Origin of the sequence: Haloferax volcanii DS2 (genome assembly GCF_000025685.1) — an archaeon.
GTDB classification, from domain to species: domain Archaea; phylum Halobacteriota; class Halobacteria; order Halobacteriales; family Haloferacaceae; genus Haloferax; species Haloferax volcanii.
Window position 1 is genome coordinate 647,340 of sequence record NC_013967.1, and the last position, 17,303, is coordinate 664,642.

At 67.6% G+C, this 17,303-nt stretch carries 20 protein-coding genes; 7 read left to right on the forward strand and 13 right to left on the reverse strand.

Going from position 1 to position 17,303, the window contains the following annotated elements; genetic code table 11:
* Positions 1-2 precede the first annotated feature (2 nt).
* The gene (locus tag HVO_RS08175; protein WP_004044214.1) at positions 3-533 is read right to left on the reverse strand and encodes a CinA family protein; all 531 of its coding nucleotides are present in this window, start codon (positions 531-533) and stop codon (positions 3-5) included.
* 149 nt (positions 534-682) lie between these two features.
* Here HVO_RS08175 and HVO_RS08180 point away from each other — a divergent pair, with 149 nt between their 5' ends.
* Positions 683-1,912, forward strand: coding sequence for an ArsA family ATPase (locus tag HVO_RS08180; protein WP_004044213.1), 1,230 nt, complete (start codon positions 683-685; stop codon positions 1,910-1,912).
* 66 nt (positions 1,913-1,978) lie between these two features.
* Here HVO_RS08180 and HVO_RS08185 read toward each other — a convergent pair whose 3' ends face one another.
* The 4 genes from HVO_RS08185 to HVO_RS08200 form a co-directional block, all read right to left on the reverse strand.
* The gene (locus HVO_RS08185; protein ID WP_004044212.1) at positions 1,979-2,824 is read right to left on the reverse strand and encodes an SDR family oxidoreductase; all 846 of its coding nucleotides are present in this window, start codon (positions 2,822-2,824) and stop codon (positions 1,979-1,981) included.
* An 87-nt stretch (positions 2,825-2,911) separates the two neighbouring features.
* Positions 2,912-3,736 (reverse strand): endonuclease V, encoded by an 825-nt coding sequence (locus HVO_RS08190; RefSeq protein WP_004044211.1) that lies wholly within the window; start codon positions 3,734-3,736, stop codon positions 2,912-2,914.
* 1 nt (position 3,737) lies between these two features.
* Positions 3,738-4,628 (reverse strand): rhomboid family intramembrane serine protease, encoded by an 891-nt coding sequence (locus tag HVO_RS08195; RefSeq protein ID WP_004044210.1) that lies wholly within the window; start codon positions 4,626-4,628, stop codon positions 3,738-3,740.
* Between the two features lie 517 nt (positions 4,629-5,145).
* Positions 5,146-5,679, reverse strand: a complete 534-nt coding sequence (locus tag HVO_RS08200; protein ID WP_004044208.1) for an inorganic diphosphatase — start codon at positions 5,677-5,679, stop codon at positions 5,146-5,148.
* Positions 5,680-6,014: 335 nt separating this feature from the next.
* Here HVO_RS08200 and HVO_RS08205 point away from each other — a divergent pair, with 335 nt between their 5' ends.
* On the forward strand, positions 6,015-6,374 hold the full coding sequence (locus tag HVO_RS08205) for a PadR family transcriptional regulator (protein WP_004044207.1): 360 nt from the start codon (positions 6,015-6,017) through the stop codon (positions 6,372-6,374).
* A 35-nt stretch (positions 6,375-6,409) separates the two neighbouring features.
* Here HVO_RS08205 and HVO_RS08210 read toward each other — a convergent pair whose 3' ends face one another.
* Both HVO_RS08210 and rnhA read right to left on the reverse strand, forming a co-directional pair.
* Positions 6,410-6,970 (reverse strand): DUF7108 family protein, encoded by a 561-nt coding sequence (locus tag HVO_RS08210; RefSeq protein ID WP_013035240.1) that lies wholly within the window; start codon positions 6,968-6,970, stop codon positions 6,410-6,412.
* Positions 6,963-7,556: a ribonuclease HI gene (gene rnhA / locus HVO_RS08215; protein WP_004044205.1), complete on the reverse strand. Its 594-nt coding sequence runs from the start codon at positions 7,554-7,556 to the stop codon at positions 6,963-6,965. Before rnhA ends, HVO_RS08210 begins: the two co-directional genes overlap by 8 nt.
* A gap of 118 nt (positions 7,557-7,674) precedes the next feature.
* Here rnhA and HVO_RS08220 point away from each other — a divergent pair, with 118 nt between their 5' ends.
* From HVO_RS08220 to HVO_RS20870, 3 genes are all read left to right on the forward strand, one after another.
* Complete coding sequence (locus tag HVO_RS08220; protein WP_013035638.1) at positions 7,675-8,655, forward strand: transcription initiation factor IIB; 981 nt, start codon at positions 7,675-7,677, stop codon at positions 8,653-8,655.
* Between the two features lie 84 nt (positions 8,656-8,739).
* On the forward strand, positions 8,740-10,002 hold the full coding sequence (gene nreA, locus HVO_RS08225; RefSeq protein WP_004044203.1) for a DNA repair protein NreA: 1,263 nt from the start codon (positions 8,740-8,742) through the stop codon (positions 10,000-10,002).
* A gap of 35 nt (positions 10,003-10,037) precedes the next feature.
* Positions 10,038-10,211: a hypothetical protein gene (locus tag HVO_RS20870; protein WP_004044202.1), complete on the forward strand. Its 174-nt coding sequence runs from the start codon at positions 10,038-10,040 to the stop codon at positions 10,209-10,211.
* A 32-nt stretch (positions 10,212-10,243) separates the two neighbouring features.
* Here HVO_RS20870 and HVO_RS08230 read toward each other — a convergent pair whose 3' ends face one another.
* The 3 genes from HVO_RS08230 to HVO_RS08240 all read right to left on the reverse strand — a co-directional run bounded on the left by HVO_RS08230 (position 10,244) and on the right by HVO_RS08240 (position 11,734).
* Entirely contained in the window at positions 10,244-10,699 is a 456-nt protein-coding gene (locus tag HVO_RS08230) for a DUF302 domain-containing protein (protein WP_004044201.1), read from the reverse strand.
* A 79-nt stretch (positions 10,700-10,778) separates the two neighbouring features.
* Positions 10,779-11,450, reverse strand: coding sequence for a CPBP family glutamic-type intramembrane protease (locus tag HVO_RS08235; protein ID WP_004044200.1), 672 nt, complete (start codon positions 11,448-11,450; stop codon positions 10,779-10,781).
* 2 nt (positions 11,451-11,452) lie between these two features.
* Positions 11,453-11,734, reverse strand: a complete 282-nt coding sequence (locus HVO_RS08240; protein WP_004044199.1) for a DUF5789 family protein — start codon at positions 11,732-11,734, stop codon at positions 11,453-11,455.
* A 171-nt stretch (positions 11,735-11,905) separates the two neighbouring features.
* On the opposite strand from HVO_RS08240, the gene HVO_RS08245 reads away from it, so the two are divergent.
* Positions 11,906-12,895: a DUF7139 domain-containing protein gene (locus HVO_RS08245; RefSeq protein WP_004044198.1), complete on the forward strand. Its 990-nt coding sequence runs from the start codon at positions 11,906-11,908 to the stop codon at positions 12,893-12,895.
* Between the two features lie 53 nt (positions 12,896-12,948).
* Here HVO_RS08245 and HVO_RS08250 read toward each other — a convergent pair whose 3' ends face one another.
* The 3 genes from HVO_RS08250 to HVO_RS08260 are packed head-to-tail and all read right to left on the reverse strand — an operon-like array spanning position 12,949 to position 15,697.
* Entirely contained in the window at positions 12,949-13,515 is a 567-nt protein-coding gene (locus tag HVO_RS08250) for a Mut7-C RNAse domain-containing protein (RefSeq protein WP_004044197.1), read from the reverse strand.
* A complete protein-coding gene (polX, locus tag HVO_RS08255; protein WP_004044196.1) occupies positions 13,512-15,260 on the reverse strand; it encodes a DNA polymerase/3'-5' exonuclease PolX in 1,749 nt (582 codons plus the stop codon). The genes HVO_RS08250 and polX overlap by 4 nt, the downstream gene beginning before the upstream one ends.
* Positions 15,257-15,697 (reverse strand): DUF5788 family protein, encoded by a 441-nt coding sequence (locus HVO_RS08260; RefSeq protein ID WP_004044195.1) that lies wholly within the window; start codon positions 15,695-15,697, stop codon positions 15,257-15,259. The genes polX and HVO_RS08260 overlap by 4 nt, the downstream gene beginning before the upstream one ends.
* A gap of 253 nt (positions 15,698-15,950) precedes the next feature.
* On the opposite strand from HVO_RS08260, the gene HVO_RS08265 reads away from it, so the two are divergent.
* Entirely contained in the window at positions 15,951-17,300 is a 1,350-nt protein-coding gene (locus HVO_RS08265; protein ID WP_004044194.1) for an alkaline phosphatase family protein, read from the forward strand.
* Positions 17,301-17,303: the final 3 nt, after the last annotated feature.

Consider the following 17,303-nt stretch of genomic DNA (forward strand, 5'->3'; position numbering starts at 1 on the left):
GCTCAGCCGGTCGTGACGGACTCGGATTCGATTTCCTCGCGGAGGAGCGCCAGCGCCCCGCGCGCAATCCGTTCTTTCACCTGCGTCCGCGACCCGTCGTACTCGAAGCGCTCGACGCGGGCGTAGGAGTCGCCGGACCCCCACGGCGCGGCGAAGGCGACGCCGACGAAGACGGTGCCGACCGGCTTGCCGGGGAGGCCGCCCTCCGGCCCGGCGATGCCCGTCGTCGCCAGCCCCCACGTCGCGTCGGCCACGTCGCGGACGCCGGCGGCCATCTCACGGGCGACGGCCTCGGAGACGGCCCCGTGTTCGTCCAGCGACTCCCGCGAGACCGCCAGTTCGTGGCGCTTGGCGTCGTAGGAGTAGGTGACGAGCGAGCGGTCGAAGTAGTCGCTGGAGCCGGGCACGTCGGTCAGGAGCGACCCGATGAGGCCGCCGGTACAGGACTCCGCGACGGCGACGGTGTGGCCCGCCTCGCGGAGGGCGTCGCCGGCGCGGACCTCCTCGGGCGGGTCGGATGCGAACTCGCGCATACGACCGACCACGGGCGGTCGGGACAAAAGCGGACGGGGAGGCCATCTGCGGGAGTAGTGCCGCGGTCGGGACCGACGCGACCGGGCAAAAGTCCACCGGCGGTTCCGAGACCGAGAAGTACACAAAGCCCCGCGGTGTCGGGTCCGACATGGACATCGACGTTGAGCCGACGGAGCGACCCGACGCCGACGAAGACGACGACGCCGGCGACGACGGGCCGGCCGAAATCGAGGTGGAAGTCACCGACCCAGACGAGGTCACCTCGACCGACACCGAGGGCCTCCCCGATGGCATCGACGCGCCCGACTACGTCCTCTACGGCGGCAAGGGCGGCGTCGGAAAGACAACGATGGCCGCGGCGACGGCGCTCGCCAGCGCGGCCGACGGCACCGCGACGCTCGTCGTCTCTACGGACCCCGCGCACTCTCTTTCCGACACGCTCGGCGTGCCGGTCCCGAACAAGCCAAGTCGCATCCGCGAGGAGATTCCCCTCTACGCGGCCGAAATCGACCCCGACGCGGTCATGGAAGGACCGTTCGCCGGCGGCGACGGCGCGGACGAGGGTTTCGACGACGAGACCGACTTCGAGACTGGCGAGTACGACGACGACAACCCCTTCGCCGGCGGCGGCTCGGGTGACGCTGACTCCCCGTTCGGCGGGATGGGCGGCGGCATGGGCGGTCTCGAAGACCTCCTCGGCGGCGACGGGCCGATGGGGATGGGCGGACCGATGCCCGGCGCGGACGAGGCCGCGGCGATGCAGCAGCTTCTCGAATACATGGACGACCCGCGGTTCGACCGCGTCGTCGTCGACACCGCGCCCACGGGCCACACGCTCCGATTGCTCGAACTCCCCGAACTGATGGACTCCATGCTCGGCCGCATCGCCCGCATGCGCCAGCGCTTTTCCGGCATGATGGACAACCTCAAGGGGATGTTCGGCGGCGCCCCCGACGACCCGCAGGCCGGGATGGCGGACCTCGACGACCTCCGCGAGCGCATCGAGCGCCTGCGCGCGGTCCTCCGGGACCCGACGCGGACCGATTTCCGCGTCGTCATGATTCCCGAGGAGATGAGCGTCGTGGAGTCCAAGCGACTCGTCTCGCGGCTCGACGAGTTCGATATCCCCGTCCAGACGCTCGTCGTCAACCGCGTCATGGAGTCCGTCGAGGACGTGGCAAACGTGGACCCCGAGTGGATAGAGTCGCCGGACTTGGAGAACTGCGGCTTCTGTCAGCGTCGGTGGCAGGTCCAGCAGGACGCGCTGCGCTCGGCGACGAATCTCTTCCGCGGCCGCGACGTGAAACGGGTGCCGCTGCTCGCGGAACAGGTACAGGGCGAAGACGCCCTTCGGGTCGTCGCGACCTGTCTCGACTGACGCCGAGCGGGGTCAACAGGTCGTCAGCGCGGGCCGTCGGCGCAGGCCGACCGCGACGGGTCGGCGTCAGGGCAGTTTGCGAGCGAAGCCGTAGAGCGCGTCGCGCCACGCGTCGGGGAGGAAGCGCGCGAGGACGCCGACGCGGGCGACCGTGCCGGGCTGGTAGCGCGCCCGCGGCTTGGTCGAACTCGCGGCATTGACGATATCCTCCGCGACCCGTTCGGGTGGAATCGCGCCGGGGCCGCTACCGCCGAGCGCCTGCGAGTCGTCGAACAGTTTGTAGAGTTTCTCGTACGCGCCCGAGCGGTCGAGGCCGTCGGCCTCGTCGCCGTTTCCGTTGACCTCGGCTTCGACGCGATTCGAGAACTGCGTCTCGACCGGGCCGGGTTCGATGAGGACGGCGTCGATGCCGTACTCCTCGACTTCGGTTCGGAGCGCGTCGGTCATCGCTTCGAGGGCGAACTTCGAGCCGGCGTAGACGCCGGTGCCGGGGAAGGCGACGCGGCCGACGACGCTGGAGACGTTGACGATGGTGCCGTCGCCCTGCGAGCGCATGTGGGGCAACACGGCGCGGACGAGTCGGTGCGGGCCGTAGACGTTCACGTCGAACTGGTCGTGGACTTTCTCGGTCGGCACGTCCTCGACGGGGCCCATCTGGCCGTAGCCGGCGTTGTTGACGAGGCAGTCGATGCGGCCCTGCTCGTCGACGATGCGGTCGACGACGCGGTCGACGTCCCCCTGGTCGGTCACGTCGAGCGTCGCGATGTTCGCGCCGCGTTCCCCCAGCGTCTCGATGTCGGCCGGGTTCCGGGCGGTGGCGTAGACCTCCCACTCCTCGTCGAGGAAGTCGAGCGCCGTCGAGCGCCCGATTCCCGAGGAGCATCCGGTGATGAGGACCGTCTTTTGATGCACGTCGGTAGGTCGAACCGCGCGCTGTTAAGTGTACGCGGTTCGCCACGATTGGGGTTGTCGCCCGCCGCGACACCTCCCGGAATCGTCTCAGTCTTCGTACTGGGCCTTCGCCTCGTCGGCGTACGCGTCGGCCAGCCGGGTCGGCTCGGGGAGCTTGTACGACCCCGACAGCCGGGAGACGAGGTCGACTGTCGTCGCCGCGGAGAGGCGGTGGCCGGGGCTGACGTACAGCGGGTTCACGACGGGCCGCGAGTCGTACTGCCGCGACTGGAAGGCGTAGCCGATGGTCGTCTCCGAGCCGGCGGGGTGGCCGCCGACGGCGTCGACCGAGTCGTCGGCGCGAATCGGCGTTCGCCAGCCCTCCGGCCGACCGTCCACGTCCTCGTCCGGCGTCCCGCAGAGGAGGGACTTGGCGACGCCGATGCTCGGCGCGTCGCAGACGACGCCGAGGTGGGTGGCGAGCCCGGCCTGCCGGAAGTGGATGCGCCCGGAGCCGTCGAAGACGAGCAGGTCGGGGTCGCAGTCGAGTTCGGCGAGCGCGTCGAGGATGGGGCCGCCCTCGCGGAACGAGAGCAGGCCGGGGATGTACGGCAACTCGAGGTCGGAGACGACGTGGGCGCGCTCGACAACCTCGCCGCCGCGGAGGACGACGACGGCGCTCAGCGCGCGGTCGTCCAGAAACGACTGGTCGATACCGGCGACGAGCGGCGGCGAGTCGGCGTCGGCGTCAAGCGCCGTCGCCTCCGCGAGCGTCTGGTGCTCCGTCTCGGGGGACGCGAGCGAGACGGCCGCCGAGTCGAACGGGAGGTCGTCCGCGAAGACGGCCGTCTCGGCGACGCGGCGCTGGAGCGACTCCATCTCGTCGCGCGAGAGGCCGGGGCGGGGCGCGAGGTCGGGACGGGCCGGCCGCATCTCAGAACCGACCGCGGCCGGGGCCGCCGGGGCCGCGCCCGCCGAGCGACATCTGCGAGGGGACGCTCCGGCGACCCTTCACGCGCTGGCCGTAGGCGAGGCCGATGACGAGCCCGATGAGGTGCGCGAAGTGGGCGATGCCGTCGGCGCTCTGGCTGACGAAGAAGAACACCGAGATGCCGGCGAACCCGAGCGTGAACAGCCACAGCGGCACGGGGATGATGAAGTACAGGTAGATACGGAGCCCCGGATTGAGCACCGTCAAGACGCCGAGGACGGCCATGATGGCACCGCTCGCGCCGACGACGGCGCTCAGGCTCCCCGGCGACAGGAGCATCGACGAGCCGACCTGCGCGAGTCCGGCGAGCATCCCGCTGACGAGGAACAGCGCCGCGAACTTCCGCGAGCCGACGTAGCGCTCCACCAGCGGGCCGAAGAAGAACAGCACGATTGAGTTGCCGACGATGTGGTAGAAGCCGCCGTGGGCGAATATCGAGGTGACCCACGTCCAGACGTACTCGGGGTGGATGCTCGTGAGGTAAAAGGCGCTAATCGAGAGGTCGGACAGTCCGAGGAACTGCTCTAAGACGAGCTGTGAGAAGAACGTGAGCCACATCAGCGCGAGGAACAGGTAGGTGACGTTCCCGCGGAAGTAGCCGAACACGCCGCCAGCGCCCGTGAGCGAACTCAAGAGGCCGCCGCCGCGGCCGCCCTCATTGTTCACGGAATCGTCGAAAGAGCTATCGAAGACGCCGGCGGGGTCGTCCCAGTCGGAGAGCCCCGTGCAGTCGTGGTTCTCGGGGAGGCGGTGTTCGGAACAGAACGTCCCGCCACACCGCGAGCAGCGGTACGGCAGACTCTCGTCTTTGCCGCACACGTCGCAGATAGGCATTACCAACGCCTTACGGCGGCGAGATAAAAAGGGGTTCCCTCATAGACGAGGCGTGTTGACGCACCTCTTGATTAGTAGACGAATTCGAACCGCAGACGCCTCAAGCGGCCGGAATAGCCGGTTTTCAAGCCGACTGTTGTCTCTCGTCGGCGCGGGCGACGCTGTCGCTCTCGGCAGTCGTCGCGCGAGAAATGCGAGATTACGCGTCTTCGTCGGACGCTTCGTCGGCGTCTTCGGCCGCCTCGTCGGCGGGCGTGAAGTTCGTGGGAACGACGGTCGGGTGCTGAAGCCCGAGGCGGGGTTGCTTGGCTGCCATACTCGTCCCAACGTAGCCGACACAGGGACTAAAGATTACCCATGCGCATAATTCATCGGTCGGTGCGCCGGCCATAACTGTCGGGTATCTGTGGCGACGACGGCGGTCGGTCTCCTGCTCGGACGGTTCTCGGGGGCCGCGGACGGGCGCGGCGGCTCTCGGTCGAAGGCGGCGTCGAAAAAAGCGCGCGGTTGAAGTCGCTTACGCGAAGTTCTCTTCGTAGAGATCCATCGCGTGTTCGATGGCGTCCTTGGCGGCCTGTTTGTCCTCCCAGCCCAGCGTCTCGACTTCCTTACCGGCTTCGAGGTTCTTGTAGGTCGCGAAGAACTCGTCAATCTCGTCGAGCGTCTGCTGCGGGATGTCGTCGAGGTCCTCGATGTGGTCGTAGCGGGGGTCCTCGACGGGGACGGCGATGACCTTGTCGTCCTGCTCGCCGTCGTCGTCCATCTTCATGAGCGCGACCGGGCGCGCCTCGATGACGCAGCCGGGGAACGTCTGGTCCTCGACGAGGACGAGCACGTCGAAGGGGTCCTCGTCGTCGTAGTACGTCTGCGGGATGAAGCCGTAGTCCGACGGGTAGTGGACGTTGGAGTGGAGCACGCGGTCGAGGACGACGCCGGGGATGTCCTTGTCGTACTCGTACTTGTTGCGCTCGCCTTTGAGGCACTCGACGACTGCGTAGATTTCGTCCGGCGCGTTCGGGCCGGTCTCCATATCTTCCCAGAGGTTCACCATACCGAATCCATCCTCGATACGGGCAAAAGTCCTTTCGGGATTAGTCTCGTATCGCCGTCGTCCGGATTTCGTCGGCGGCTTTGAACCCCTCTATATGTAGAGGTATTATCGACAGAACCCCGCGACGTTACCGCTATGCGTGTGAGATATTCCCCGGGTATGACCGCTCGACTCCCGCGCGCTGTCTCTCGGTTCTCCCCGTGGCTCGTCTGTGTGCAATACTCGCCACTCGTGTCCTCTCCGCCCCGATTTCTTCGTATAATGGTACCTCGATTGGTAGTGAAACAGACTGCGCGTTGACAAAGTTTAAATAGGCAGATGACATTTCCATATGCATGTCAGAGGCACAAACAATTGGCAACGAATCCGGTGCGGCTCGGGACCTCACCGCGTTCCAACAGAACATCCTCGTCATTCTCGCCGAGGAGCCGATGTACGGTCTGGCTATCAAGCGTCACCTCGAATCGTACTACGACACCGAGGTCAACCACGGGCGTCTGTACCCCAACCTCGACGACCTCGTCGAGATGGGTCTCGTCGAGAAAAGCGAACTCGACAAGCGGACGAACCAGTACGAACTGACCGACGACGGCCTCCAGGCGGTCCTCGACCGCTTCGACTGGATGCTCGCGAAGTTCGTCACCGACGACGAGCGCGCCGAGATGGTCTCGGAACTCGTCGAAAACAAGCTGTAATCGGCTGCGTCCACCGCACGAACCGCGGGGTTCGCTCAGTTGTATTCGGGCACTTCGGCGTCTGCGGCGTCGAAGAGCAACTCGAGCGACTCCGGTAACAACGACCGCTGTTCAGCGGTCGGCCACGCGTTGCGTGGATAATATTCTTCGACGAACTCGAGCACCTCTGGAGCGCCGGCTGTCTCGATTCGCCGGACGTAGTGGTTGCCGAGGAAGTCCGCGAACGCCCGGGCGTTCGCCGCGTGGGCCGCGCCGTGTTCCTCGGCGACGGCCGCGACGCACGCCGCGTTGTGTTCTTCGACCGCGCTCCACTCGTGGTCCTCCCCGGTCCCCGACAGCGGGCGTTCGATTCCGCGGTCAACGTCGTCTATCTCCGCCGGGTCGACGATTCCGTCGTCGTCGACCCACTCGTCGGGGTGGAGCACCAACACGTCGTCTTCCTCGCGGTGTCGCGCGCGGAACTCGTACTCGCCCACGACGTCGTCGCGGGCGGACCGATACGCCTCGGCCTCGTCGGGGTCGACGGCGTCGCGGGCCAGTCGCGTCAGTCGCTCGGCTTCGGAAAGCACGTCTTCGGGGAGTTCTGACTCAGGCATCGTCGAGGGCCTCGTTGGCTAGGGAGTCGGCGCGGTCGTTTATCTCTCGCGGTACGTGCTCCAGCGACCAGCGTTCGAACGCCGAGAGCAGCTCTCGGGCCTTCACGCGGCGCTCTTTGAGCCCGGGGTCGTTCGTGTTCCACTCGCCGCGGACCTGCTTGACGATTAACTGCGAGTCGCCGCGCACGTCCACCTCGTCGTAGCCGTACTCTTCTGCGACCGATAGCGCCTCCACGAGCGCCTCGTACTCCGCGCGGTTGTTGGTGGTCTCGCCGATTCGCTTCGAACCCTCGGCGACGATGCCGTCGCTCGTTACGATGGCCCAGCCGATGGCGGCGGGTCCGGGGTTCCCCCGGCTCGCGCCGTCGAAGTAGACGTGCGCGCGACCGCCTTTCGGCCGGATGAGCGCGAGCAGGTCGGTGGGCCGCGACCCCTGTACGACGACTTTCCCGCCGTAGGCGACCGCGCTGGCGTCGCCGCGCTCGGCGCGCCAGCGCTCGTGGTCGGTGTTTCCGGGCGAGACGGACACGCCCGCGGCTTCGAGTCGTCGTCGGGCTTCGTCGGGGTCGCACTCGACGGTCGGCATACCGTCACCTCGCCGGGGACTCGGTAAAGGCGCTCCGTTCGTCGTTGCGGCCGCGGTGACACACCGACGAACGCCGCCAAAGGTTGAAGTGCAAGGAAATAGACAATATATAAATGCGATGAAACGGCCTACCCGCCAGCGGGAGCGTGAGCACGACCGGACTCGATGGGGAGACGAGTCACAGGACGACGAGACATCCGAAGAAGAGTTGGACCTCGACAACCTCGACCCCGAGGAAGTCGTTCGGACCGGCGACGGCGAGTTGATTCACGAGGAGACCGGCATCATCATCGAAGAAGAGCGCATCGACCCCGGCCCGGAGTGGCGGGCGTTCAATCACTCCGAGCGGCAGTCGAAGTCGCGCGTGGGCGCGCCGACCACACAGACGATGCACGACAAGGGGCTGACGACGACCATCGACTGGAAGGACAAAGACGCCTACGGCCGCTCTATCTCCTCGAAGAAGCGGTCGCAGATGCACCGCCTGCGCAAGTGGCAAGAGCGCATCCGGACCAAGGACGCCGGCGAGCGCAACCTCCAGTTCGCCCTCAGCGAAATCGACCGCATGGCCTCGGCGCTCGGCGTCCCCCGGTCGGTCCGGGAAGTCGCCTCGGTCATCTACCGCCGGGCGCTCAGTGAGGACCTGATTCGCGGCCGCTCCATCGAGGGCGTCGCCACCTCGGCGCTGTACGCCGCCTGTCGGAAGGAGGGAATTCCCCGTTCCCTCGAAGAGATTTCCGAGGTGTCGCGCGTCGAGCGCAAGGAAATCGGGCGCACGTACCGCTACATCTCCCAAGAACTCGGCTTGGAGATGCGGCCGGTCGACCCCAAGAAGTACGTGCCGCGATTCTCCTCCGAACTCGACCTCTCGAAGGAGGTCCAGTCGAAGGCCAACGAGATTATCGAGACGACCGCGGAACAGGGGCTTCTCTCCGGGAAGTCGCCGACCGGCTTCGCCGCCGCCGCCATCTACGCCGCGTCGCTCCTCTGCAACGAAAAGAAGACCCAGCGCGAGGTCGCGGAGGTCGCGCAGGTGACGGAGGTCACCATCCGCAACCGCTACCAAGAACAGATCGAAGCGATGGGCATCCACACCTGACGGTCGCCCGCGCGAGTCGCATCCCTTTCTGACCCCGGACCCGTCGCCGAAGGTTCATATCCGCGGGCGACCCACGTCCGGTGAATGCGGCTCGACGAGTACATGGACATCGAGCGGGACGAGCGCGCCGAGCGGCGGCGACTCGCCGAGGAGAAGTCCTACGGCATCCTCGACCACCTCGAAACGTTCCAAGACCGGTTCGAGGAGACGGTGCAGGGGGACTCGCTGTACGGCGGCGTCTCCCCGTCGATTTTCGTCGGTCGGTCGAACTACCCGAACGTCTCGACGGGCATCCTCTCGCCGGTCGGCCACGACGAGGACGCCGCCTCGTTCGAGACGAGCGCCGCGTGGTACGACGAGGGCGTGAGCATCGACGACGTGTTCCAGCGGCGCACCTCGCTTCTGAACTCGAATCGCGGGACGAAGGTGACGAACGTCGCCGACTCGTGGGACGGCTTCCTCGGGACGCAACGCGAGGTCGCCATCGCCGACCGTCCCGTGACGGTCGAAATCGGCCTCGACGGGAAGCCGTCGCTCGACCTCGACGCCAGCGCCGACGACGTGGCGACCCCCGTCGGCCCGCGCGCCCGCGCCCGGTCGGCCGACCTCGCGGAGAACCCGCACGTCCCCAAACTGGTGAAAAAGACGCTCGAAGACGACGACTGGAACGCCGAGGGCGCGATGACGTATCTCTACCGCCGCGGCTTCGACGTGTACGACATCAACACCATCCTCTCTGCGGGCGCGCTCGGCCAGACCGAACAGCGCCGGCTCGTCCCGACGCGGTGGTCCATCACCGCCGTCGACGACACGCTCGGCCAGTACCTCCGCGGGCAGGTCAAACACGCAGAGAGCGTCGACGGCGTCGAAATCTACCGCAACGAGTTCATCGGCAACGCCTTCTGGGTCATCCTCGCGCCGGGGCGCTGGGAGTTCGAACTCATCGAGCTGAAAGCACCGGGGAGCGTCTGGAACCCCGACCCCGAGGCGGGGATGTACCTCGCGGCCGACCGCGAGGGCTACGAGGGCCGGACCGGCTACGTGAACGAGACGGCCGGCGCGTACCACGCCTCCCGCCTCGGCGTCCTCGAACACCTCCAAGAGCGCGGTCGACAGGCGAAGGCGCTCGTCATCAGACACGTCTCCGACGACTACTGGGGGCCGGTCGGCGTCTGGCAGATACGCGAGTCCATCCGCCACGCCTTCGAGGGCGAAATGGCCGACGCCGAGACGTTCGGTGACGCCGTCCGCGACGTGACGGAGTACCTCCCGGTGTCGCTCGCGGACCTCCGCCGGAAGTCCACGATGGCCGCGGGCCTCCAGACCGACATCTTCGACTTCGCCTGAGCAACTATTTTGACAGTCGGATAATACGTTCTCGCATGGTTCCGTTACAGGTACCCGGCGGTCCCGAACTGCTCATCATCTTCCTCGTCTACGCCATTTTCGCGCTCCTCCCCGTAATCGCGGCGCTCGTCGCGCTGTATCTGCTGTACAAGATTCGCGGCGACGTGAAGCGCATCGCGGACGCGCTCGACGCACGAGACGGAGTGTAAGTCGAGCCACCCGAGGGCGCTCGGTATCTCGCCTACGCGTCGGCCGCGTCGAGGTTGGCGAGCGCCTGCTCGACGAGTTCGCCCGTGTCCGCGATGATGTCGGCCATCTCGTCGTCGTCGGGTGCGATGCCGATGAGTCGGGCGACGCGCATGATGCTCAGGTGGTAGACGACCTGCTTACCCGGCTCTTCCTCCCAGATGACCACGTTGCACGGGAACAGCCCGCCCATCTTCTTGTCGGTGGCGTCGAGCGCGCGGTCCGCCATGTTCGGGTTACACGCGCCGAGGACGTAGTAGGGGTCGCGGCCGGCGTCGACCTTCTCGTTGAGCATCTCGGAGGGCGAAAATTCGGTGGCGACACCGAACCCGGCGTCGGTGAACGCCTCGCGGACGCGCTCGATTGCCGCCTCGTGTTCCATCTCGAGAACGACGCGTTCCTCGCCGATGTCTTCCGGTTTGATGGCGCTGGGGTCGATTGGGAGTGCCATGACTCCCCGTTGACGCCCCGACGGGGAAAAGCTATGGTAGTGTATCGACTCCACACGAACGCCTCGTCGCGTCCGCCGCTCACAGCGGAATCGGGAGCCACTGGAGCGCCGTGGCGACTCGCTCGGGCGGGAACAGCGGGGGGTGGAGCACGAGCCAGTCCAAGAGGATGAGGCCGCCGCCGTGGGCGACGATGGAGGGGAGAATCGAGTCGCTCTCGTAGTCGACGAGGCCGAACAGCACGTCCGTCGGGGCCGACAGGAGAATCTCTATCGGGGGTTTGCCGACGTGGTGAAACGCGTAGAGAATCGGACTGATGAGGGCGCTCTTCCGACCGATTTCTCGGACGCCGACGCAGAGCAGGCCGCGGTAGTACGTCTCGGCGGCGACGACGACGAGCAGCTGCTGGGCGGCGTGCGGGAGGAAGTCAGCGAGCGCGGTCGAGGTGTGCCACATCGGGTAGTACGCCCGAATCGACGGCAGGCTCGACCCGACGAGGTAGAAGGGGAGGACGAACAGCGCGAGCAAAAGCGTGTTTCGGAGCGCCGCGCGGTCGACGTTCCAGCCGAGGTTTCGGCCGTGGGCGAGCGCGAGCGCTCCGGGTACGAGGATGAACAGGAGGGCGTCGTGGACCGCGCGGTAGGTGAGGTCGCCGGCGGGAAGCGGCCAGAGGCTCCACGCGGCCCCGACGACGCCCCCGACGATGAGGGCGCGGTAGAGCCACGGGAGGCGGGCGAGCCGGCGGCGTAACACCGTTAGTCCGTCTGGACCGAGTCGCGGCCGACGATGTCGAACACGTCGTCGACGAAGGCCTGTCGCGTATCGAAGTACGTCTCGTCGGCCTCGGCGAGCACGTCTTCGAGGCTCTGGGGGCCGTCGGGCGTGCGGATGACCGCGTCGCCTTCTTTGTTCAGGATGCTGCTCTTTTCTTGGGGCCACGTCAGTCGGGAGGCGACGCGCGCGAGCGGCGCACCTTCGACGGACGCGCCCGTACCGAGTTCGACGGCGGGTGCCTCGTCTGCTTCCTCGTCAGCCATGCGCGAGGGTTAGCCACCGCGCATGATAATCCCTTCGAGATTCGCATGCGACCGCGACGCACCGCCGGCGCGCCGACGGGACGACGCGCCGATATCGATAGCCCGCGACGTGTCGAGAAGCAGACAATCGTCTGACGCATCGTTTTAGGGGCTGGTTTCGTAGTCGGGGCCATGACCAGTCTTTCGGAGGCGTACCACGGTGGCCGGGGCGGGCCGAGTCTCCGACGGCTGTCCCTGGGATTCGGGGGGTTCCTCCTCGGCGTGCTGCTCGTCGTCGCGGGCATCGTCGTCGCGACCACCGACGTGTACACGTCCGGCGGGGCGACCCTCGGCGAAGCGCGCGAACTCGGGGGCATCCTCGGAGGCATCGGCGTTCCCGCCGTCTTCCTCGGCGTCCTCGCGGTCCTCCCCGCGAGCCGTCGAACCCGTGCCGCGTCGCTCATCGGCGCGAGCATCGCCGTCCTCGGCGTCGCGCTCTTCTCGCACGCGTACCCGTGCCAGTGGACCGGCGCGACCTGCGGGGCCGGCCTCCCCGACCTCACGCTCGAAACCGTCGCCGTCTACTTCTTCGGCACGGTCACGACGTTCTGGTGTCTGTTCGTCGGCGTCGCCAACTTCAAGACGCGGAACGACCCCGGCGGCACGGCCACGGTTCAGGTGACGAAGAAGGGAGAAACCCGCGTCGTCGAAGTCGAGAAGTCCGGCGGCGGACTCGGCGGTATCGGTTTCCTCGGCGGCACGCCCGACGGCGACGTCCAGACGCAGACGAACCAGTCGACCTCGACCGCGAGCGCCGGCGCGACCGACGGCGGCGCGTCGACGCAGGACATCACTCCGCTCGACGTCGAACCCTCGGCGTCGCCCTCGTCCGACGGGGCGGACGCAACTCAGTCGGCGGGCTCGGCGGGCGCGGCGACGAACCGCTCCGGCGTCGACACCGTCCAGTCCACCGAGTCCGCGCGCTCGCCGGCCGGCGCGGCCGACCACCCCGACGCCGACCGCCCGGCGAACGCCACCGTCGGCGACCGCTACTGCGGCAACTGCACGTACTTCGAGTACGTCCGCACCTCCGACGGGCTCAAGCCCTACTGCGCGGCCCACGACGAGATGATGCAGGACATGGAAGCCTGCGACGAGTGGTTCCCGCGCCGCCGCGAGTAGTCTGTCGACGACTCTGACGGCCCGTCTGACCCGACCGCCCCGACCGTTTCCGCTTACTCTTCCCCGCCGTCTAACCTCGTTTCCACGTCGCGCCAGTGGCTCCCGCGCCAGAACACCTGCCCGCAGTCCCGACACCGCCACAGCGCCGTCTCCCCCGGGTCGGGCGCGTAGTCGGGAACCGGCTCGTCGCGGCCGACCGCCTCCACGCGGCCGTTACAGACGCCACACCGCGACGGCTCCTCGTCCAGCGACACCGCGAAGCCGACCGATTCGAGTTCGCGGAGTTGCGCGAGTGGTTCCCGCTCGGCGAGGAGGACGTTCCGCGGGGCTCGCTCGGCCAGTCGCACGTCGCGGGTGAGGAGGACGCGCCCCTCGGCGTCCGCCCGCGCGAGCAGGCTGTCGTCGCCGGGGTCGGTTCGGGGGTCGCGCGCTCCGTCCGCTCCGTCTTCTGTTTCGTCCCCGCCGTCGAGCGCGTATTCGGCGTCGTAGCCGCACATCCGCAGATACGTGGCGAGTTTGCCGAGCATCACGTCCAGAAGGAGCGCCGTGTCGCCGGGCGCGGCTCGCTCGACGCCCGAGGCGACCGTGCCGGGGTGGCCGGCTCCAACGTCGTCGGTCACGCGAGGAAGTCGGACAGTTCCTCGACCGACCGCGCGTTCAGCACGTCAGCGGTCTCGACCCAGCCGCGACGGGCCGTGTGGACCCCGTAGCGGGCGTGGTCGAGTTCACCCGGTCGGTGGGCGTCGGTGTCGATGGCGACGGTCGCGCCCGCCTCGACGGCGATTTTGAGCGCCTCGCCGTTCAGGTCGAGGCGATAGGGGCTGGCGTTGAGTTCGAGCGCGACGCCGTGTTCGACGGCGGCCTCCGCGAGTCGCTCGTAGTCGAGGGGCAGGCCGGGGCGTTGGTTGATGAGTCGGCCGGTCGGGTGGCCGAGGACGTTCACCGCGGGGTGTTCCATCGCGGTGACGAGTCGCTCGGTGGCCGTCTCGCGGTCCTGGTCGAGCGCGCTGTGGGGCGAGGCGACGACCACGTCGAGTTGGTCGAGCACGTCGTCGGCGACGGAGATGCCGCCCTCGGCGTCGATGTTGGCCTCGACGCCGGTGAACACCGTGATGTCGGCGTCGTCGGCGACGGCGCGGACCTCGGCAATCTGGTCGAGCAGGTCGTCGTCCGCGACGCCGACGCCGCCGACCATGCCGGGGCCGGTGGCGTGGTCGGTGACGGCGTGGTAGTCGTAGCCGCGTTCCGCCGCGGCCGCGACCATCTCTGCGATGCTGTTGTCGCCGTCGGACCTGTCGGTGTGGGTGTGGAGGTCGCCGCGGAGGTCGCCCTCCGCGAGGAGGTCCGGCAGGTCGCCGTCGGCGGCGCGCTCGATTTCGCCGGTGTCCTCGCGTAGCTCCGGCGGGACGAGCGGGAGGTCGAGCGCGGCGTACATCGACGCTTCGGTGTCGCCGGCGACGCGCGTTCCGGCCCGCGGGCCGTCGTCGGGGTCGTCCACGTCCGAGGTGTCGAACATCCCGTACTCGTTCATCTTGAGGCCGCGGTCGATGGCGATGTTGCGGAGGTGGACGTTGTGGTCCTTGCTCCCGGTGAAATACTGGAGCGCCGCGCCGTACTCCGAGGGCTCGACGACGCGGAGGTCGACCCGCATCCCGTTCACCCGGACGCTCGCCTTCTGCTCGCCCGCCTCGATGGTGTCGCCGACGAGGTCCCACGCGAGGAAGCGGTCGATGACGGCTTCGGCGTCGGCGCTCTCGGCGAGCACGTCGATGTCGCCCACCGTCTCGCGCCACCGCCGCATCGACCCCGCGGGTTCGACCCGCCCGACGGCGTCGTAGTCACCGAGGTACGTGAGCAGGTCGTCGGCGACGGGCCGCGCCCTCCCGAGCAGTTCGCGGCCGGTCGCCTCGCGGGCGAACTCGATGCCGTCGAGGATGTTCGTCTCCGTCTTCGCGCCGAACCCCTTGACCTCCTGTATCTCCCCGTCGCGGGCGGCCGCTTCGAGGTCGTCGAGGTCGGACACGCCGAGCGCCTCGTACAGTTTTCCGACCGTCTTCGGGCCGACGCCCTCGACGCTCGTCAGGCCGGCCATATCGACCGGGAGGTCCTCGCGGAGGTCCTCCAGCTCCTCGATGCGACCCGTCTCGACGTACTCGACGATTTTCGCGGCGATGGCGTCGCCGACGCGGTCGATTTCTTGGACCGCGTCTTCGCCCGCCTCCGCGAGTTCCTCGACGGGCGTCGGGTGCTCGCGGACGTTCTCGGCGGCGCGGCGGTAGCTCGACGGCTTGTAGGCCACGTCTTTCGCCTCCAGCAGGTCGGCGAACTCCTCCAGCAGGGTCGCTATCTCGTCGTTTCGGCTCATCGGCCGCCCCGTTTGCCCTTTCCGCCGTCGCGGCCCAGCGCCTTCTTCAGGAAGTTCATCCAGCGCTTCTGGTCCGCGGCGTTCTGGCGGTGTTCCTCCTGTTCGAGGTCGACCGGCCGAAGCTGTTCGAGGGCGTTCAGCGCCCGGTCGATGCCGACGATGTCCTCGGCCAGTCGTCGCCCCTCGTCGTAGCTCACCTCGTTGTCCTCGATTCGCTGGAGCCGTTCGAGGCGCTCGCGGCGGAGGTTCCGCTTCGCCCGGTCGACGCGCTCTTTCTCCCCCGACGGGATGGTGTCGCGACGCTTGATTTCGAAGACGAACTGCCTGAGGTCTATCTCCTCGCCTTGGACCTCGATGCGGTCGGGAATCTGCGTGCCGACGGTCGCACCCTCCCGATTGACGCGCTCCAAGAGCTGTTTACGCTCGAACTCCTTCACGTCCTGTCGTTGTCCCGCGCGGCACTTCGCTCCTTCGCCCGGTTCGGTGTGTGCCTCGACTGGGCCACGCGTCCGGCGTCGTCGTTCCTGCGGGCCTACTTCGACGTTGACAGGTCATCGACGGGCCAGCGCCCCGCGATCGCCCGGTGAGATTCGCCGCTTTCTCCGACAGCGGCTCCGTATCCGTCGTCTCTCGTCGCAAACTCCGGCGGAGAGACGAACCTTCTTATGGTTCTCTTGGATACCGTGAGGTATGGGTTTGTTCGACCGACTCCGCGGCAAAGACCACCCCCGCGTCGCCTTCATCGGCATCGACGGGGTTCCGTTCACTCTCCTCTCTGAGCACCCCGACGAGTTCCCCAACTTCGCGGCGCTGGCCGACGCGGGCTCGGCGGGCGACATCGACAGCATCGTCCCGCCCGAGTCCTCGGCGTGTTGGCCGGCGCTCACGACCGGCGTCAACCCCGGCGAGACCGGTGTCTACGGCTTCCAGGACCGTGAGGTCGGCTCCTACGACACCTACGTCCCGATGGGTCGGGACGTGCAGGCCACCCGCGTCTGGGACCGCGTCACCGACGCCGGCCGCAAGGCCACTGTGATGAACGTCCCCGTGACGTTCCCGCCCCAGCGCAACGTCCAGCGCATGGTCTCGGGCTTCCTCTCGCCCGGCGTCGACAAGGCCGCCTACCCCGACGACTTCCGCGACGCGCTCTCCGAGATGAACTACAAGATCGACGTGAACGCGAAGCTCGGTCACGACGAGGACAAGACCGCGTTCATGGAGGACGCCCGGAAGACGCTCGACCGGCGCTACGAGGCGTTCGAGCGCTACATCGACCAGGACGACTGGGACCTCTTTTTCGGCGTCTTCATGACGACCGACCGCGTCAACCACTTCCTGTTCAAGGACTACGAGCGCGACGGGAAGAACAAGGACGCCTTCATGGAGTTCTACCGCACCGTCGACGACTACCTCGGCCGCATCCGCGACGCCCTCCCCGAGGACGTGACGCTCATCGTCGCGTCCGACCACGGCTTTACCTCCCTCGACTACGAGGTCCACTGCAACACGTGGCTCGAGGAGAACGGCTGGCTCTCCTACGAGGACGACGACCACGACGCGCTGTCGGACATCGACGAGGACTCGAAGGCGTACTCGCTCATCCCCGGTCGGTTCTTCATCAACCTCGAAGGGCGCGAGCCCCGCGGATCGGTCCCGCAGTCGGAGTACGAGGACGTCCGCGACGAGCTCAAGGCCGAACTCGAAGCCCTCGAAGGCCCCGACGGCAACAAGGTCGCAGACCGCGTCGTCGTCAAGGAAGACGCCTTCCGCGGCGACCACGACGACATCGCCCCCGACCTCGTCGTCATCCCGAACCACGGCTTCGACCTGAAGTCCGGCTTCAAGGGCCACGACGACGTGTTCGGCGTCGGCCCCCGTAACGGGATGCACTCGTTCGACAACGCGACGCTGTACGTCGACGACCCCGGCGCGGTCATCGAGGACGCCGACCTCTACGACATCGCGCCGACCATCCTCGACCTCATGGACGTCGAGTACAGCCGCACCGAACTCGACGGCGCGAGCCTCATCCAGCAGTAAGCG

Coding starts and splice junctions, on each gene's coding strand:
- HVO_RS08180 (WP_004044213.1), top strand. CDS start 683: ATGGACATCGACGTTGAGCCGACGGAGCGACCCGACGCCGACGAAGAC.
- HVO_RS08175 (WP_004044214.1), bottom strand. CDS start 533: ATGCGCGAGTTCGCATCCGACCCGCCCGAGGAGGTCCGCGCCGGCGAC.
- HVO_RS08200 (WP_004044208.1), bottom strand. CDS start 5,679: ATGGTGAACCTCTGGGAAGATATGGAGACCGGCCCGAACGCGCCGGAC.
- HVO_RS20870 (WP_004044202.1), top strand. CDS start 10,038: ATGGTTCCGTTACAGGTACCCGGCGGTCCCGAACTGCTCATCATCTTC.
- HVO_RS08230 (WP_004044201.1), bottom strand. CDS start 10,699: ATGGCACTCCCAATCGACCCCAGCGCCATCAAACCGGAAGACATCGGC.
- HVO_RS08205 (WP_004044207.1), top strand. CDS start 6,015: ATGTCAGAGGCACAAACAATTGGCAACGAATCCGGTGCGGCTCGGGAC.
- HVO_RS08210 (WP_013035240.1), bottom strand. CDS start 6,970: ATGCCTGAGTCAGAACTCCCCGAAGACGTGCTTTCCGAAGCCGAGCGA.
- HVO_RS08190 (WP_004044211.1), bottom strand. CDS start 3,736: ATGCGGCCGGCCCGTCCCGACCTCGCGCCCCGCCCCGGCCTCTCGCGC.
- HVO_RS08265 (WP_004044194.1), top strand. CDS start 15,951: ATGGGTTTGTTCGACCGACTCCGCGGCAAAGACCACCCCCGCGTCGCC.
- rnhA (WP_004044205.1), bottom strand. CDS start 7,556: ATGCCGACCGTCGAGTGCGACCCCGACGAAGCCCGACGACGACTCGAA.
- HVO_RS08245 (WP_004044198.1), top strand. CDS start 11,906: ATGACCAGTCTTTCGGAGGCGTACCACGGTGGCCGGGGCGGGCCGAGT.
- HVO_RS08195 (WP_004044210.1), bottom strand. CDS start 4,628: ATGCCTATCTGCGACGTGTGCGGCAAAGACGAGAGTCTGCCGTACCGC.
- nreA (WP_004044203.1), top strand. CDS start 8,740: ATGCGGCTCGACGAGTACATGGACATCGAGCGGGACGAGCGCGCCGAG.
- polX (WP_004044196.1), bottom strand. CDS start 15,260: ATGAGCCGAAACGACGAGATAGCGACCCTGCTGGAGGAGTTCGCCGAC.
- HVO_RS08240 (WP_004044199.1), bottom strand. CDS start 11,734: ATGGCTGACGAGGAAGCAGACGAGGCACCCGCCGTCGAACTCGGTACG.
- HVO_RS08220 (WP_013035638.1), top strand. CDS start 7,675: ATGAAACGGCCTACCCGCCAGCGGGAGCGTGAGCACGACCGGACTCGA.